This is a genomic window from Bacillus cereus group sp. BceL291 (genome assembly GCF_051776705.1).
GTDB classification, from domain to species: Bacteria; Bacillota; Bacilli; order Bacillales; family Bacillaceae_G; genus Bacillus_A; species Bacillus_A cereus.
Genome location: NZ_JBPWAP010000005.1, coordinates 163,717 through 181,228, shown reverse-complemented (window position 1 = coordinate 181,228; position 17,512 = coordinate 163,717). Strand labels below are relative to the sequence as shown.

Sequence of the window (17,512 nt, the reverse complement as noted above, 5' to 3'; positions counted from 1 at the left end):
TAAAAGGAGTGGATTCCCCCACTCCTCTTTTTATTCCCTACAATTGTTTAACAACATACCTTTATTGCTAATTCAAACCTCAAAGTTCACTTTTCTTATCTTTCAGTAAAATAGGATGTCAGGTCTTTTCTCTTATTATTTTACACCTACTGCATCATAAGCTTTCGTTACAGCTTGTACAGCTTTAGAGTTTTTACCGTATAAATCTTCAGCTGACTGAAGTGCCGCTTGACGCATCATTTTGAAGTCAGAGTTTGCAGTTAAATATTTCGTAAGAGCACGGTAGTAAATTTTTTCTGTCGCTTCACGGCCCACTCCAGTTACTTTCACGCCGTAATGATCCCCGCCTTCAGATACTAAGTATGCAGCTTTATTGTTAATACTGCTGTTAATATGAACGCCGCCATTATCAGCTGTTCCAGTGTAACGTTTACTATAGTGATCTGGGTAACCTTCACTTGGTTTTAATGGGTTTGGAATAGACGCTGGGTCTTTAAGAGAGCGAAGCGCATCACCAGGTTTATCAGGTGTATAAATATCAGCACCTAAATCCCAGCTCTTCTTCTCAACCATAACACCCATAATATCAGATAACGATTCATTTAACGCCCCTGACTCATTTTTGTAAACAAGGTTTGCTGTATGTTCAGTTACAGCATGCGTTAATTCGTGACCGATAACATCAAGTCCAGCAGATAATGGAATGAAAGTTTTTCCATCTCCATCACCATACATCATTTGCACACCATTCCAAGCTGCGTTATTCCAAGCTGTACCTACGTGAACAGTTGAAATAAGCTTCGCACCTTTATCATCGAAAGAGTTACGATTAAATGTCTTTTTGTAGTAATCATATACTTTCCCTGCATTTACATGCGCATCAACTGCAGCTTTATCTTCGAAGAACTTAGATTTACTTTCAACTTCTTCTCCTGTATATCCAAGCCATTGTGAGAATAAATTAAACCAGTTCTCGTCCATATTTTCTGCATCAAATGTATGAATGCCTTGTCCTCGTTTACCATCAAACAAGTTGAATTGTCCTGTTTTCGTATCTTGAGCAATTTCAAATGATTGTCTAGCACCTAATACTCCGTAACCAAATCCAGTAATGTTATCTACAGCGTTATATTTCTCAATAACATTTCCATTCGTTGCATCAACAAAATAATGCCAATATCCTGGAGCTGGTTTTGAAATCGATGCCTTAACTAAGTATGCAAGGTAGTAATTACCGTCCTTTTCATATACAAACAAATCTTTTTTCACACCGTCATAACTCTTTACTTTACCAATTTCTTTCTCAATATCTGCCTTTGCAATCGTTTCTGCTTGTTCCGCAGTAATGCTTGCAGCTGCAGGAATATTTTTATCATCTAAATTCGGAATAACTTGTCCGAAGAATGCTTTTACATTATTCTCTTTATCAAGTGTAACAGTTTGATCAGAACCGTACACAGGAATGTTATTATGTTTCTCAACTAGCTTCACATGTGTCGTATCAGATTCAGCGTCTTTTTCTTCTCCAACGATATTAAAATGCTTTTCAATATTTCCTGCTAATTTAAACATATCTTTCTTACTCTCTAAGTATTGAAAGACTGTCTCTTTTTTATCTAGTCCTTCCGGTGCTTTCCATTCTTCACCTATGTATGCAGGTGTTTTAAATTCTTGATGATATTGAATTTTTTGTTCTTCCGCTTTCGTTGTCGTTGCCCCAAACGCTCCAAATCCCCCGGCGATAACAGTTAACGCTAATGCTGATGAAATGACTTGCTTTTTCACTATAACATTCCCCATTCCCATAAAGATTTTTGACACTTTTATACAATTCTTATTTTCCCAGCCGATACCTCTACCGAAAATTTGAGAAACATTTTTCAGACAATTCCAATCAAAAAAGAGGACATCTATCGGATGTCCTCTTTTCTATAAACCTTTTATTGTTTTTTCAATTCAATTGCTAAATAATGAGATTGCTCTTTTGCTTCAATATGAATATCTTCTTCTACCGCTTCTGCTGCATCCCGCATAACAAACGTTTCACCATTGATTACACTGCTTCCTTCAATTTGTACAAGATACAATTGACGGCCTTCTTTCACTGGAAAATGAATTTCTTTTCCAGCCTCTAATGATAAGGAGTATAAATTCGCATCTTGGTGAATTTGAATTGGTGCATTTCCTTCTACTGAAGATACCATATGGAACCATTCATTTTCGCGCTTGCTCCAATCAAATTTAAACTCACCATAGTTTGGTTTATGATCCGCACGGTCTGGTAAAATCCAAATTTGTAATAAACGCAGCGTTTCATCGCCTAAATTATGCTCGCTATGAAATACACCCGTGCCAGCACTCATATATTGAACATGTCCACGCTCAATCGTTCCGCGATTTCCCATGCTGTCTTCATGTGTTAAAGCACCATCTACAACGTAAGAAATAATCTCCATATCACGGTGCGGATGCATATCAAAACCAGTTTGCGCCGCTACTAGATCATCATTAATAACACGTAACGCTCCGAAGTTCATTTTATTTGGATTGTAGTAATTGGCAAAAGAAAAATGAAAATGTGTATTTAACCAACCATGATTTGCTCTGCCCATATTTTTATGATCAACTTTTCTAAACATATCCTTCACCTCATACTATCTCGAATTCGAGATTTATTTTAAAATTTTTTCTTACTGTAACTTTTTTAATAGTGTTAATAACTGCTTTTGTTCCTCTATATTTAAATTATGAAACTTCTCTGCTTGGAACGTTTCTTGAGGTGGGACGATTTCCTCATATAAAGCTCTTCCCTTTTCTGTTAAAGAAATATATTTCGTAGTACCCTCTTGTTCACGCAAAATCCACTCAAGCTGCTCCATTTTATTTAAAAGCTGCGTTACATTTCCTTTCGTAACAAATAGCTTATTTCCAAGTTCTTGCTGCGTTAAACGATTATGTCCTCCAACTTGAGCTAACACATCAAACTGGGCGGCAGATATATTCCATTTTTTCAAATGCTGATTCGTCTCACGAATACTCTTATTATAAAAGCGTGACAAACGAAACCATAATAGTAGCCCTAGTCTATCTTCTGTTTTCATTTCATCACCTCGCTCGTTTCATATCATTAGTTTAGAACTAAACTTTATAAAAGTCAAATACTTATTTTTAATAAGTGAAAAAGCACAGCGCTATTTCTCCACTATGCTTTACTTTAACTTTCTACTCTTATATTCATCCAATTTCCTCTCCGCGAACTTCCTCGCATCTTTTTCAATCCACCGCTCTTCGTACCGTTCACTTCCCACATACAATATATCTCTCTTATGTTGCATCGCATGGCGAAATTCATGCAGTAGCGTTTTGAGAACTTGCTCATACTCTTCCCACATACAAACGAAAATTAATTTCTTTTCTTTATGATAAAAACCACCTACTGGGAATAGGAACTCTTCTTCCTCTTCCCCTAATGATAGAAGTACATCATTTGCATCACACGTATCACAAAAAATAACGGGCGTTTTACATACTTCAATAAGAGAACACAAATCCTCTCTCAGCTTTTTGACATCCCAAGGAAGCTCCGAATCCAACACATACCAATTCTCTACCTGTTGATATACATTTTGAAACTGGAGTTCCATTTCTCTTTATTCCCCTTTCCAAACTCCCTTTTCCTATATGTATGCCACAATATAGTAAATATTAAACGTATTCTTTCATCCTTGAAAAAATGCCAATAAAAAAAGAATCTATGTCGACATAGATTCCTTTTCTGTAATCACTTTTTTTTCATCATTTTTTTTAATACAAAATAACCAATTGCACAAACAATAGCAGCAAGTGCAAAGTATTTCACATATGGCCCCGCAACTTTATTAATACTTTCCCACTCTGTTCCTAATTTAAAACCTAAATATACAAACACAATTGACCACGGAATAACAGCTAATGTAGTTAGCGTAATAAACTTAGCATGTGACATTTTCGCAATACCCGCTGGTATCGAAATAGCATGACGCACAACCGGAATAAAACGTGCGGTAAAGATAACGCCAGTTCCATAACGATTAAACCAATCTTCAGCATAATCAATATGTTTCTTCTGAATTAAAATATATTTTCCATATCGCTCAAGAACAGGTCTTCCTCCATATCGACCAATCCAATAAATGAATAGTTGTGCAATTACACCACCAATTGTACCGAACGCGACAGCGCCCCAAAATGTAATGCTTCCTGTTGATACTAAATAGCCTGCATAAGACAATACGATTTCACTTGGAATAACCTCTAGCATTAATCCAAGCATAATTCCCCAATAACCAAGTCCTTCTAAAAAAACTAAAACCGAATGAATCAACTCTCCTAACATCATGTACCTCTCTTTACTGTTTTCATTACAAAAATAAAAGTACAAGCAGGTAATATCTTGTACTTTTATTTTTTTAATTTAGTTAGTCTTCGTATCCCACTTAAAGATTTTATTTAAGAATTTATATACATTCTTCGACTCTTTTGTCAGAAGTGGGCCTAAAATGGATAGTATAAGCACGTATAGTGCTGAAAATGGTTTCAGTACTGACATTAAACCACCGGCGATGCCGATATTAGCCATAATGATGGAGAACTCTCCTCTTGAAACGATTGTTAATCCGATATTTGTTGATGCCTTATGAGATAATCCAGCTTGTCTTCCTGCGATCATTCCTGCTACAAAGTTACCGATTATCGTAAGAAGGACAGCACCTAACGTTAACCATATCGCTCCGCCTAATGAGAACGGATCAATACTTAACCCGAAGCTGAAGAAGAAAATAGCTCCGAAAAAGTCTCTAAATGGAACAACAAGATGTTCAATTCGGTCACTATGCTCTGTCTCAGAGAAAACTAATCCTAGAAGAAGTGCTCCAATTGCTTCTGCAACGTGAATTGTTTCTGAAAAACCAGCAATGAAGAATAACGAAGCAAATACTACAATAATAAAGATTTCATCTGAGCTAATATTGAGCAATTTATTTAATAACGGCGTAGCCTTTCTAGCTACTATAAAGAATAGAAGCATATATCCTAAAGCAATTCCAATTGAAGTAAGGGCACCTAAGAAGGAAGCGTGATCTCCAAGTACTAAACCAGAAACAACTGATAAATATACAGCAAGGAATATATCTTCAAACATAATAATTCCTAAAATTAATTCGGTTTCATTATTACCAGTTCTTCTTAAGTCCACTAACACTTTAGCAACGATAGCGCTAGAAGAAATCGTAATAATACCCGCAATAATTAAGATTTCTAGTAATGGGAATCCCATTATAAATCCGTATAACAAACCAAGTGAAAAGTTAATTAAAATATAAATCGTTCCGCCAATCGCAATAGAGCGTCCAGATTTAATTAGTTTTTTCATTGAAAATTCTAATCCTAGATAGAATAGAAGGAATAGAACCCCAATTCGTCCAAGGAAGGAAATTACACTTGCACTTTCAATAAATTTGAGATCGATAACACCTATTGTCGGTGCATGCGGTCCTACTAACATTCCAAGAACGATTAGAAAAGGAATTACTGAGAATTTAAATTTTCCAGCAATTACTGCTGCAATTGCCACTAAAACTAAAGCTGTACCAACTTCAAAAATTAACGTATCCATCTAATCAGTCCCCCCTATTTGAAAGTAATTCATTAATGATTTTTTTAATTTCTTCTCTCTCACCTGAAACTACAAGCATATCTCCTTCTTCAATCACTGTTTCTGGTCCTGGATTAAATAGCTTCTTCATGTTCTTCTTCATAACCGCGATTATTGTTACGCTATATGTTTTTCTGATTTCAAGATCGCCAATTGTTTTTCCGATTGCTGGAGCTGTATTCTCCACTTTGAACCACTCAATCGCTAAACCTTCAAAAACCATCTCAACATTTTCTAACGCCCTAGGCTTATATACCATTCCACCTAATATTGCAGCGATTTGTCTCGCCTCTGAGTCACGTAGTGAAATACTTGAGATGCTTTCTTCATGATCTGAATCAAAATGATACATTTCTCTACGACCATCATCATGAATGACAATTACCATCTTTTCGTTACCTTTCGTAACGATTTGAAACTTATAACCAATACCCGGAAGTTCACTTTCTCTAATATTCATTTTTAGCTCCTCCATAACTTGTTTATTTTAATTTTCTGTTTTTCTGTCTTTTATTCATCCAATCAACTTTAGAAATTCTAACCACTCAGGATATTTGTGATTTGGAAATCTTTTATTGTAATAATAAGTGGACCCTAAAAAGATACTTAAAGATGTAATGATAAAAAATATATTACTTCTCATTTTCAAACTCTCAAGGCTTACTTTCCATAAAGAATCTTCTTTCAAATTATCCCCACCTTCTCGCTTTAAATTTAGTTTTTTAAAATGTAAATAATTCTAAAAACATTACGATGTAACATAATCATAACACAAAAATGTTTTAAGTAACATAATTTTTTAGAAAAATTGATTCTCGTATATTTTTTGCATATAATTTTCTTATTACGAAAAAAAGGAAGTGTATTATATGGTTGATATCTTTAGCAGATTCCTTGAGGTAACGAATAATATTTTATGGTCATATATTCTTATTGCAATGCTAATCGGCTTCGGTCTTTACTTCTCTTTTAAATTAAAATTTGTCCAAATTACTCATTTCAGTGAGATGGTCAGCTTAATTAGTAAAGGGTTTAATCGAAAAGAAAAAAAGAAAGATAGCATCTCACCATTCCAAGCATTTTGCTTAAGTGCAGCAGCACGTATCGGTATCGGAAACTTAGCTGGTGTAGCATTAGCAATTTCAATGGGTGGACCTGGCGCAATATTTTGGATGTGGTTTATCGCAATTATCGGAGCAGCTACTAGTTTTGTAGAATGTACACTTGCGCAAATTTATAAAGTAAAAGATGGAAGTAGGTTCCGTGGTGGACCAGCATATTACATGGAAAAAGGGTTAAACAAACGCTGGATGGGCGTCTGGTTTTCACTTCTTATTACAGTTGCGTACGGATTAATTTTCAATTCAGTGCAAGCAAATACAGTAACAATAGCGTTTGAAAATGCTTTTGGACTAGAGCGAACAATCGTAGGAGCTCTATTAGCCTTATTAGTTGCAGTTATTATTTTTGGTGGCATTAAGAGCATTTCACGTATTACAGAAATGATTGTTCCGCCAATGGCAATCGTTTATATCGGCGTGGCTATTTTTGTCGTTATTAACAACTTCAGTATGTTACCAAGCATTTTCATGGAAATCTTTAACGGTGCATTCGGTTTAGACCAAGCCATCGCTGGTGGTATTGGAGCAGCAATCAAGTTCGGAATTCAGCGCGGTTTATTCGCTACAGAAGCGGGAATGGGTAGTTCTCCTAATGCAGCCGCAACATCTGATGTATCTCACCCTGTAAAACAAGGGCTTGTTCAAGCGTTAGGCGTTTTCGTAGATACATTCTTAGTATGTACATCAACAGCATTTATCGTATTATGTTCTGGACTTTACAAAGGATCAAATTTAGAAGGTATCGAATTAACACAAAACGCATTAAGTTCACAAATTGGACCGTGGGCAAGCACTTTCTTAGCGATTATTATTTTCCTATTCGCTTTCAGTTCACTTCTAGGAAACTACTATTATGGTGAAACAAATATCGCATTCATTAAAGAAAGTAAAACATGGTTAATGATTTATCGTATTGCAGTTGTCGGAATGGTATTCTTCGGATCAATCGCTGCTCTTAAAACAGTTTGGAGTTTAGCTGATTTATTCATGGGACTAATGGTATTCACAAACTTAATTGCCATCTCATTCCTTAGCAAATTTGCTTACGCTGCATTAGTAGACTATTTGAAGCAAAAGAAACAAGGAAAAGATCCTGTCTTCGTTGCAAACTCTATCCCTGGCTTAAAGAATACAGAGTGCTGGGATGGACAAGATGTAGAAGAAAAACAAAAGGCTGTTTAACAAATAAAAGCGGAAGCGGCTCGTTCAGAATCGCAGGACACTTCAAGCTCTCGACCTTGAAGCGCTTTTTGCTTCGAGCGAGAGAGCGAAATGACCGGAGATTCTAGCCGCTGGAGCTGGATATTACTTTAAAGCGGAGGTGACTTGCTCAGAACAGGAGGGCATTGGAGCTCCTGACGAAGAGGCGTTCTTTGCCTCACAGGAAGGCGCGAAATGACCGACTGGTCTAGTCACCGGAGCTGGATATCATTAAAAGCACAAGCGGCTCGTTCAGAACAAGAGCCATATCTCAAACAAAGTCCCTATTACTTCACCGTAATAGGGCCTTTTATTTACAACAGTTCATAATTTGTTCAAATTAATTCCAGCAAAAGGGTTGATTTATAGAGATTACTAGATTATAAGGATTATAAATTAGTAATTGATATCACATAACAACTCAAAAGGAGATTGATCATAATGAACAAACAAGTAATCGAAGTATTAAACAAACAAGTAGCAGACTGGAGCGTTTTATTCACAAAACTTCACAACTTCCATTGGTACGTAAAAGGACCTCAATTCTTCACATTACACGAGAAATTCGAAGAACTTTACACAGAATCAGCTACTCACATCGATGAAATTGCAGAACGTATTTTAGCAATTGGCGGCAAACCAGTAGCAACAATGAAAGAATACTTAGAACTATCTTCTATTCAAGAAGCAGCATACGGAGAAACTGCAGAAGGGATGGTCGAAGCAATCATGAAAGACTACGAAATGATGCTAGTCGAACTGAAAAAAGGCATGGAAATCGCTCAAGACTCTGACGATGAAATGACATCTGACCTACTACTAGGCATCTACACAGAACTAGAAAAACACGCTTGGATGCTACGTGCGTTCTTGAATCAATAATAATTAAAAGCGGAAGCGGCTTGCTCAGAATCGCAGGGCATTGGAGCTCTCGACCTTGAAGCGCTTTTTGCTTCGAGCGAGAGAGCGAAATGACCGGAGATTCTAGCCGCTGGAGCTGGATATCACCTAAAAGCGGAGGTAGCTTGCTCAGAATGTGAGGGGGATGGAGCTTTCGACGTAGAGGCGCTCTTTGCCTCGCAGGAAAAAGCGAAGCCACCGAACATTCTAGCTACCGGAGCTAGATATTACTTTAAAGCGGAAGCGGCTCGTTCAGAGTCGCTTTTTTCTATAGATTGATCGCGCATGCTGGTACATGAAATTTATATCAGCGATTTTTCCAATATATCGGCGATTCCCCCCAACATATCAGCGATTTTCCAATTATATCGGCGATTCCCTCCAATATATCAGCGATTTTTCAATTATATCGACTTATCGACAAATCACGACAATATTAACAAACACCTCTCCCCTACTTTTATCAATATATTACAATCTCATCTATGTTAAAATATAGGAAACACCCTTTAGCATCATAGATCCAAAAGGCTTTTCCAAATTCATCATTTACTACTTAAATGACGGGAGTGGTTCAGTTGAAAGACTACTTAATTAGAGCATTTTTTGCGTTAATAACAGTTGGGATTCTCTTACTTATAGCTAATATTTTCAATATACGTGTCGAGGTTAAGGACTATGCTTTCCTCGTTGTCGTAGCAATTGGTGGCGGCTGGGGTGGCTGGTACCTGTATAAAAAACAAAGCAATCAAAATGATAAAGGCATTCCAAAGTAATATGGAATGCCTCTTTTATTGCCTTCTGTAATAAATAATGAAATTCAGACCACTAATACAACCAATCGCAATAAACATACAAAACGATTGTGGATCTCCACCTAGATTATACTCATCAACGATAAACCCAGACATAAACAACGTTATCGCGGAAACACCGATACACAATACCGAGATAAACCAAAGCGAAAATTCATTAATCAACTCTTTCTTCTGTCTCAAAACAATTAGCATAACAAGAATAGATGCTGCTAAAATACTTTTAAAGACCGGTCTTAAATACACAAACTCCTCCATCTCTTTCTCCTTTTCCAAAAACATTACATCTAAAATTAACATATTTAACCAAATTAAAACACATGCCATCTTAAATTAAAACGACATGTGTTTCCGTATTTGCTATGATAGTTGCTTCCACTTCGTTCCCAAAACAGGACGCTCATAATTTTGGATTGCATGAATCAGTTTATCTGCTGTCTCTGCTGAAACGATCAATTCTTTATTTGATGGATTCATAAATCCTTCTTCCGCTGCACGTTCAACCATTTGCAAAATTGGTCCGTAAAAACCTTTTATGTTTAATAAACCAACCGGCTTATTATGTATACCAATTTGTGACCAACATACAACTTCAAATAGTTCTTCAAACGTTCCGTATCCGCCTGGAAGCGCAATAAAAGCATCCGCAAGCTCTGCCATTTTAGCTTTACGTTCGTGCATCGTCTCTACTTCAATTAATTCTGTTAATCCTGTATGCACAATTTCTCCTCGGAATAGACCGCGCGGCATAACACCTGTTACACGTCCACCTAAACGAAGAACTTCGTTTGCTACTTCTCCCATTAATCCGACACATGAACCACCGTATACGAGCTCATAGTCGTTCTCAACAAACATTTTACCTAACTGAATTGCCTGCTCTTTAAATTCTGGTCTCTCCCCTAAATTAGAACCTGCAAACACACAAATCTTTCTCATCCCTACACCCCGAAACTATATATTGTTATGATACAATGAACATTGTACAACATATTGAGGAGATGAGGAAGAAATGGATATCGTTGCATTTCAAAGATGGGTTGAGGAATTTTACGAAAAACGAAGCTGGTCACAGTATAATGCCTTTATTCGCTTAAATTTCTTAACCGAGGAAGTTGGGGAAGTTTCACGAGTCGTTCGTGCTATTGAAATTGGCCGCGATCGCCCTGATGAAGATGCGAAAACAGAAGAAGAGCTAAAACAAGAACTAAAAGAAGAACTTGGCGATGTACTATCTAACCTTATTATTCTTTCGCAAAAATATGATTTAGACTTACAAGACATTATGGATGCACACGTCACAAAGCTTTCGAAAAGGTTCGAAGCATCTAAATGAGAATATTATCAATTATGTTATAATATTCTTGTCACAATACTAAGGGGGATTTTATGTTATCAAAAAAATTGCACGACGCATTAAATGAACAAATGAACTTTGAATTTTACTCTGCCCATGCTTATATGGCAATGGCTGCTTACTGTACAGCTGAGAGCTATGATGGATTCGCTAACTTTTTCCTTGTACAAGCTGAAGAAGAACGTTTCCACGCAATGAAGCTTTACAACTATATTAATGACCGCGGAGAACGCGCTATTATTACTGGATTTGATAATCCGAATAACGAATACGAATCTGTATTAAACGCTTTTGAAGTCGCACTTGAGCACGAGCGTGAAGTAACGAAACGTATTTACAACTTATCTGATATCGCTTGGGACGAGCGTGAACATGCAACAATTACATTCTTAAAATGGTTCGTTGACGAACAAGTTGAAGAAGAAGCTTCATTCGATAGCATCATTCAAAAATTAAAACGTATTACAAGCGATTCAAACGCACTGTTTATGCTAGATGCTGAATTAGAGAAACGTACATTTACGCCTCCAGCTGAATAATATTTCAATCACCTTAATACATGAATTAAGGTGATTTTTTTGTTTGCTCTCTATCTTAAAATCACCTTAAATTTCCTCATATTTGACATAGTGCCAGCTATAAAATGGTATTATTTTCAATATAAAAACGAATATACGAGGAGAGGAAAAATGAATCAACGTGTAGAAGCTGTTGATGCAATTCGTGGTTTCGCTTTGTTTGGCATTTTACTAGTCAATATGACATTAATTCAATTCGGGTTCTTCACCAGTGAAAAACCAACTTATCTATTCGGCGATCTTGATAAAGGCGCTAATTGGTTTATTCAATTCTTCGGCACACATAACTTTATATCCCTATTTTCTTTTCTATTTGGACTTAGCATTATTTTGTTACAAAAAAGTATTATCGCAAAAGGAAAAAAATTCTTCCCCACATACATAAGACGTATTATCATTCTTTTACTACTCGGCTACATTCACGGCACTTTTGTTTGGGAGGGAGATATTTTATTTGCATACGGAATAATTGGGATTTTCTTAATGATGTTCATCAATCGAAAACCGAAAACTTTGCTCATTTGGGCGATTATTCTACTCGCACTTATTACACTTATGTCTTATCAAACTGATCCATCTACAAATATAAATGATTTTGCACCTTATACTGAAAAAGAACATAAAGTCCATCAAACTGGAAGCTATATGGATCACGTCAACTTTAGATTGACTGAAAATCCTTTTGATTACATGGGAATTGACGGTGCATTCGGATTATTTTTCATATCAGTTTTCGCAATAATTTTTATGTCTCCACTGTTCCTACTCGGAATGTATGTAGGGAAAAAAGGCTGGCTATTTGAGGTCAATAAACATATACCTGCTGTCAAAAAAATATGGTTTGCCACCGGTCTCTTCTCTTTTACAATTAAAATCTTAGCTATGTTCGTAAAGCACCCGCTTTTAATTATGTTACAAGATGGCCTTACACCAGTAACTATGACCTTCTTTTACGGAAGCACAATCATTTTATTATTCTATTACAAAAAAGCAACCCGTCTACTAATATACATGGCGAACATGGGGAAAATGTCCGTTAGTAATTACTTAGCGCAATCTATTATCGCAACAACTATTTTTTACGCATATGGATTTGGCTTATACGGGAAAATCGGCTATTTCTTCGGTATTCTTTTAACCATCGGAATTTATACGATTCAATTATTCGTTAGCACCTATTGGCTCCAGAAATACCGAATGGGGCCAGTGGAATATGTGTGGAGACTGGGAACTTATTTAGAGAAACCACGTTTTAAAAGAGACTTGGATAAAGCAAGTTAAACAAAAAAAGCAATGAGCCTACGCTCATTGCTTTTCTTAATTTATTAAAGCATAACCCCAACGATAATCGCTGATAATATACTTACTAATGTTGCACCGTATACAAGTTTTAAACCGAATGATGATACAACGTTTGCTTGTTTGCCATCGATACTCTTCGTTGCACCTGCGATAATTCCGATAGACGAGAAGTTCGCAAATGATACAAGGAAGATAGATAAGATACCTACTGTACGAGCTGATAAATCACCAGCTACTTTTCCAAGGTCAAGCATTGCAACGAATTCGTTCGTTACTAATTTTGTTGCCATAATTTGTCCTGCTTGTAGCATCTCTGATGTTGGAATACCCATTACGAATGCTAATGGTGAGAAGATGTATCCTAAAATGCTTTGGAATGTGATTCCGAAAATTGAATCGAATACACCGTTAATTGCTGTAATTAATGCTACGAAACCGATTAACATCGCCGCTACTGTTACAGCGATTGAGAAACCAAGCATAATATATTCGCCTAACATTTCAAAGAATGTTTGTTTCTTGTCTTCTTGTAATTCTAAAATATCGTCTTCTTCTTTTACTTCATATGGATTAATGATATGAACGATAATGAATCCACTGAATAAGTTTAATACAAGTGCCGTTACTACATATTTTGGATCAATCATTTTCATATAAGAACCGACGATTGACATCGATACTGTAGACATTGAAGATGCACAAAGTGTGTATAAGCGATTTTTCGGTAATTTGCTTAGTTGATCTTTTACTGTAATGAATACTTCCCCTTGACCAACGATTGCAGCTGCTACCGCATTATATGATTCTAGTTTTCCTAAACCGTTAACTTTACTTAATAGAAAACCGACTGCACGAATGATAATCGGTAAAACTTTAATATGTTGCAGAATCCCGATTAATACTGCTAAGAAAATAATCGGTAATAATACTGTTAAGAAGAATGGTGCTTGTCCATCGTTTGCTAGACCACCAAATACGAAATTAACCCCAGCTTCCGCAAATTTTAAAATAGCGCCAAATCCATCTGCGATTCCTTTTACTAATACGAATCCGACCTTTGTATTTAGTAAGAAATACGCAAGTACCAATTGAATGACAAGCATAAGTGCAATTGGTTTATATTTAATTTTCTTACGATCTGAACTGATAAGGAAACCTAGTACAAACACTACAAGTAAACCGACTAGAAACATTACGAACTTCATATGTGAATCCTCCACTTCTCCCACGAGTTATTGGTCGTATAACGTATAACGAATGACGTCTGACCATTGTTGTTAAAAAAATTTAAAACCCCTAAAACTATTCAACTGTCATCTAAAATCAGTAAGCGTTTACATAAATTGCAATTTATAAAAGGTAGCTTCTTCTCTCCTACCATAATTGAAAGTCTGAAATTGATACCACCTACAAATCAAATTGTAAGCGTTATCTAGACGAAATGCAATATAAATTTTAAAAGATTTTTATATGTTAATATATTCCTAATTAATTGGTTTTTTCATGCAAATTTACCATAAAAATAGCCCTAGCTATGAGCTAGAGCCATCTTTTTTATAACATAACACCAACGATAATCGCTGATAGAATACTTACTAATGTCGCACCGTACACAAGGCGTAGACCAAATGATGATACAACATTTGATTGATTTTCATCGATACCTTTCGTTGCACCTGCGATAATTCCGATAGATGAGAAGTTCGCAAATGATACAAGGAATACAGAAAGGATACCAACTGTACGAGCCGATAAATCACCAGCTACTTTTCCAAGATCAAGCATTGCAACAAACTCGTTTGATACTAATTTTGTTGCCATAATTTGTCCCGCTGTTACCATCTCAGCTTGCGGGATACCCATTACGAATGCTAATGGTGAGAAAATATATCCTAAAATAGCTTGGAATGTAATACCGAACATTGAATCAAACAAGCTATTAATTGCTGTAATTAATGCTACGAAACCAAGTAACATAGCTGCTACTGTAATCGCAATCGTGAAACCAAGCATAATGTACTCGCTTAGCATTTCAAAGAATGATTGTTTTTTCTTATTTTCTAATTTCAGTGTATCTTCCTCTTCTGTAATATCGTACGGGTTAATAATATGAATGATAATGAAACCACTAAATAAATTTAATACAAGTGCTGTTACTACATATTTCGGTTCGATCATTTTCATATAAGAACCAACGATTGACATCGACACTGTCGACATAGAAGATGCACATAATGTATATAAACGATGTTTTGGGATTTTACTTAATTGATCTTTTACTGTAATAAATACTTCTGCTTGTCCAACAATGGCAGCTGCTACTGCATTATATGATTCTAGTTTTCCTAGACCATTTACTTTACTTAACAACGTACCAATAGCACGAATAAATATCGGTAAAATTTTAAAGTGTTGCAGAATTCCGATTAAAACCGCAAAGAATACGATTGGTAATAGCGCTGTTAAGAAGAATGAAACCTCTCCTTTATTAACAAGACCACCAAATACGAAAACGATTCCAGCTTCCGCATATCCAAGAAGTGCGCCAAATCCATCTGAAATTCCTTTTACTAAAATATAACCAACTTGCGTATTTAATAAGAAATAAGATAATGCTAGCTGAATAATAAGCATAATTGCGATTGGTTTATACTTAATCTTCTTTCGATCGGCACTTATAAGAAAACCGAGTACAAATACAACGAGTAATCCTACAAGGAACATAACAAACTTCATTAATAAAATCCTCCATTTAACTCTTCATTAACGTTGAACGTCTGACCATTCAAAACAAGAAATAATCCGAACTTTCCATTTCTCCTCCGTAACCTTCGATTGGATAGGAAATGTCATAAAAACTCTTGTTTCAAAGGCATTTTCCATTCTAACATAAATCACAACTCATATCCGCACTTTTCTTTAAAAAATTACATTTAATTATGAAATACTCATAAATGTTCGTCTTTTACCATCTATAAACAACTGGATAAAACAAAAAATGAGCATCAAGTTTCACTTGATGCTCACCTCATTATACTGCTTTTTCTTTATCAGCTACTGCTGACTTATCCCAGCACTCTGTATTTTTCAAACCTGGAATAGAACCCGCATAGAATACCGGATCTTTCCCTTGTTTCTTTTGATTTACGTAATCTGATAATGCCGCAAAAGCATACTTAGAGAGGAATACAATCGCCACTAAGTTAATAACAGCCATAATACCCATGAATAAATCTGCTACATCCCAAACGATTTGAATTGTCGCTACAGATCCTAACATAACCATACCAAGTACAGCAATGCGGTACGCTGTTAATAGCACTTTACTTCCATTTAAGAATTCAATATTTGTTTCACCATAGTAGTAGTTACCTACTAATGAACTAAATGCAAACAAGAAGATTGCAACTGCTACAAATATAGAAGCCCATGGACCGATATGTTGACTTAACGCCTGCTGCGTTAATTGAATTCCATTTAAATCAGCTGCATTATGCACATCTGATAAAAGAATAATAAATGCTGTACAACTACAAATTAATAATGTATCTGTAAATACCCCTAAAGTTTGAATAAAACCTTGTTTAACTGGATGCGTTACGTTTGCAGTCGCTGCTGCGTTCGGCGCACTACCCATACCTGCTTCATTTGAGAATAACCCACGTTTTACCCCTAATAAAATCGCAGCTCCTAATCCTCCGCCTACTACTTCTTTAATTCCGAAAGCATGTAAGAAAATTTCTTTAAATACATATGGAATTGACGTAATGTTTGTTACGACAACGAATAATGCCACTGCTACATAAATAATTGCCATTACTGGAACAATCATTTCAACCGCGCGTGCAATTCGTTTTACTCCGCCGAAAATAATAACTGCAAGTAAACCAGCCATAACAAGACCGACTAATCTACTATCTGTTTTGAATGCCCCATCAAAAGCTGCCGCTACAGTATTAGACTGTACAGCATTAAAAATCAATCCGAAACTTACTGTTATTAGAACAGAGAACACAACACCTAACCAGCGTTTATTTAAACCCTTTTCCATATAATACGCTGGGCCCCCACGGAATGCATTCCCATCTTTCACTTTATAAATTTGCGCTAATGTGCTCTCTACAAATGCAGAAGCACCCCCAATTACCGCGATTAACCACATCCAAAATACTGCTCCTGGACCACCCGCTGAAATTGCGATAGCTACACCAGCTAAGTTACCAGTACCTACACGAGAAGCTGTACTCATACAAAATGCTTGGAATGATGATACGCCGCTCTTCTCTTTTTGCGCTTTCCTCGTTTTCGAGCTTGCTCCATCCCCAAGTAATCGAATCATTTCACCGAAGTAACGAACTTGGACAAATTTCACACGAAATGAAAAATAGAGCCCTAACCCAATTAACATCGCAATAATGACATATGACCAAAGGATATTATTTACATCCCCAATTACCCTAGCTAAAAAATCCATATTTGCATTGCCCCCTCTTCCTAACAATAAGAAAATTATATTCTAAAAACTTTTAGTAATCAAGAACTTTATG

18 protein-coding genes are annotated in these 17,512 nt (G+C 36.1%); 6 read left to right on the top strand and 12 right to left on the bottom strand.

Translation table 11 applies throughout. The features are described from left to right. Positions 1-135: 135 nt before the first annotated feature. The 7 genes from ACS2CR_RS06700 to ACS2CR_RS06670 all read right to left on the bottom strand — a co-directional run bounded on the left by ACS2CR_RS06700 (position 136) and on the right by ACS2CR_RS06670 (position 6,152). Positions 136-1,785, bottom strand: a complete 1,650-nt coding sequence (locus tag ACS2CR_RS06700; protein WP_000745121.1) for a M4 family metallopeptidase — start codon at positions 1,783-1,785, stop codon at positions 136-138. Between the two features lie 155 nt (positions 1,786-1,940). Continuing rightward, positions 1,941-2,639, bottom strand: coding sequence for a pirin family protein (locus ACS2CR_RS06695; protein ID WP_097998973.1), 699 nt, complete (start codon positions 2,637-2,639; stop codon positions 1,941-1,943). A 51-nt stretch (positions 2,640-2,690) separates the two neighbouring features. Beyond that, on the bottom strand, positions 2,691-3,101 hold the full coding sequence (locus tag ACS2CR_RS06690) for a MarR family winged helix-turn-helix transcriptional regulator (RefSeq protein ID WP_000845467.1): 411 nt from the start codon (positions 3,099-3,101) through the stop codon (positions 2,691-2,693). 108 nt (positions 3,102-3,209) lie between these two features. Further along, positions 3,210-3,644 carry a DUF3920 family protein gene (locus tag ACS2CR_RS06685; RefSeq protein WP_000422794.1) on the bottom strand — a complete coding sequence of 145 codons (435 nt, stop codon included), beginning with the start codon at positions 3,642-3,644 and terminating at the stop codon, positions 3,210-3,212. Between the two features lie 137 nt (positions 3,645-3,781). Continuing rightward, positions 3,782-4,375: a DedA family protein gene (locus ACS2CR_RS06680; RefSeq protein ID WP_000900214.1), complete on the bottom strand. Its 594-nt coding sequence runs from the start codon at positions 4,373-4,375 to the stop codon at positions 3,782-3,784. A 78-nt stretch (positions 4,376-4,453) separates the two neighbouring features. Then, entirely contained in the window at positions 4,454-5,653 is a 1,200-nt protein-coding gene (locus ACS2CR_RS06675) for a cation:proton antiporter (protein ID WP_000380223.1), read from the bottom strand. A 4-nt stretch (positions 5,654-5,657) separates the two neighbouring features. Next, positions 5,658-6,152, bottom strand: a complete 495-nt coding sequence (locus ACS2CR_RS06670; protein ID WP_001026075.1) for a cation:proton antiporter regulatory subunit — start codon at positions 6,150-6,152, stop codon at positions 5,658-5,660. 409 nt (positions 6,153-6,561) lie between these two features. Between ACS2CR_RS06670 and ACS2CR_RS06665 the strand changes: the two genes are divergently transcribed. The 3 genes from ACS2CR_RS06665 (at position 6,562) to ACS2CR_RS06655 (ending at position 9,689) form a co-directional block, all read left to right on the top strand. Continuing rightward, on the top strand, positions 6,562-7,995 hold the full coding sequence (locus ACS2CR_RS06665; protein ID WP_153602752.1) for an alanine/glycine:cation symporter family protein: 1,434 nt from the start codon (positions 6,562-6,564) through the stop codon (positions 7,993-7,995). A 459-nt stretch (positions 7,996-8,454) separates the two neighbouring features. Then, the gene (locus ACS2CR_RS06660) at positions 8,455-8,895 is read left to right on the top strand and encodes a Dps family protein (protein WP_001041895.1); all 441 of its coding nucleotides are present in this window, start codon (positions 8,455-8,457) and stop codon (positions 8,893-8,895) included. A gap of 596 nt (positions 8,896-9,491) precedes the next feature. After that, the gene (locus ACS2CR_RS06655; RefSeq protein WP_000656312.1) at positions 9,492-9,689 is read left to right on the top strand and encodes a hypothetical protein; all 198 of its coding nucleotides are present in this window, start codon (positions 9,492-9,494) and stop codon (positions 9,687-9,689) included. 15 nt (positions 9,690-9,704) lie between these two features. Here ACS2CR_RS06655 and ACS2CR_RS06650 read toward each other — a convergent pair whose 3' ends face one another. Together ACS2CR_RS06650 and ACS2CR_RS06645 are read right to left on the bottom strand one after the other, a co-directional pair. Continuing rightward, on the bottom strand, positions 9,705-9,986 hold the full coding sequence (locus tag ACS2CR_RS06650) for a hypothetical protein (protein ID WP_000390910.1): 282 nt from the start codon (positions 9,984-9,986) through the stop codon (positions 9,705-9,707). A 102-nt stretch (positions 9,987-10,088) separates the two neighbouring features. After that, positions 10,089-10,652, bottom strand: coding sequence for a TIGR00730 family Rossman fold protein (locus ACS2CR_RS06645; RefSeq protein WP_002062664.1), 564 nt, complete (start codon positions 10,650-10,652; stop codon positions 10,089-10,091). 88 nt (positions 10,653-10,740) lie between these two features. Here ACS2CR_RS06645 and ACS2CR_RS06640 point away from each other — a divergent pair, with 88 nt between their 5' ends. From ACS2CR_RS06640 to ACS2CR_RS06630, 3 genes are all read left to right on the top strand, one after another. Beyond that, positions 10,741-11,064, top strand: coding sequence for a MazG nucleotide pyrophosphohydrolase domain-containing protein (locus ACS2CR_RS06640; protein ID WP_000355746.1), 324 nt, complete (start codon positions 10,741-10,743; stop codon positions 11,062-11,064). A gap of 53 nt (positions 11,065-11,117) precedes the next feature. Beyond that, positions 11,118-11,624 carry a ferritin gene (locus tag ACS2CR_RS06635; protein ID WP_000949403.1) on the top strand — a complete coding sequence of 169 codons (507 nt, stop codon included), beginning with the start codon at positions 11,118-11,120 and terminating at the stop codon, positions 11,622-11,624. A gap of 150 nt (positions 11,625-11,774) precedes the next feature. Then, positions 11,775-12,944 (top strand): DUF418 domain-containing protein, encoded by a 1,170-nt coding sequence (locus tag ACS2CR_RS06630; RefSeq protein WP_153602753.1) that lies wholly within the window; start codon positions 11,775-11,777, stop codon positions 12,942-12,944. A gap of 44 nt (positions 12,945-12,988) precedes the next feature. On the opposite strand, the gene ACS2CR_RS06625 is transcribed toward ACS2CR_RS06630, so the two are convergent. From ACS2CR_RS06625 to ACS2CR_RS06615, 3 genes are all read right to left on the bottom strand, one after another. Next, complete coding sequence (locus ACS2CR_RS06625) at positions 12,989-14,170, bottom strand: NupC/NupG family nucleoside CNT transporter (RefSeq protein WP_000673874.1); 1,182 nt, start codon at positions 14,168-14,170, stop codon at positions 12,989-12,991. A 349-nt stretch (positions 14,171-14,519) separates the two neighbouring features. Further along, positions 14,520-15,701 (bottom strand): NupC/NupG family nucleoside CNT transporter, encoded by a 1,182-nt coding sequence (locus ACS2CR_RS06620; RefSeq protein WP_000673839.1) that lies wholly within the window; start codon positions 15,699-15,701, stop codon positions 14,520-14,522. A 295-nt stretch (positions 15,702-15,996) separates the two neighbouring features. Continuing rightward, positions 15,997-17,439 (bottom strand): alanine/glycine:cation symporter family protein, encoded by a 1,443-nt coding sequence (locus ACS2CR_RS06615; RefSeq protein WP_309567870.1) that lies wholly within the window; start codon positions 17,437-17,439, stop codon positions 15,997-15,999. Positions 17,440-17,512: the final 73 nt, after the last annotated feature.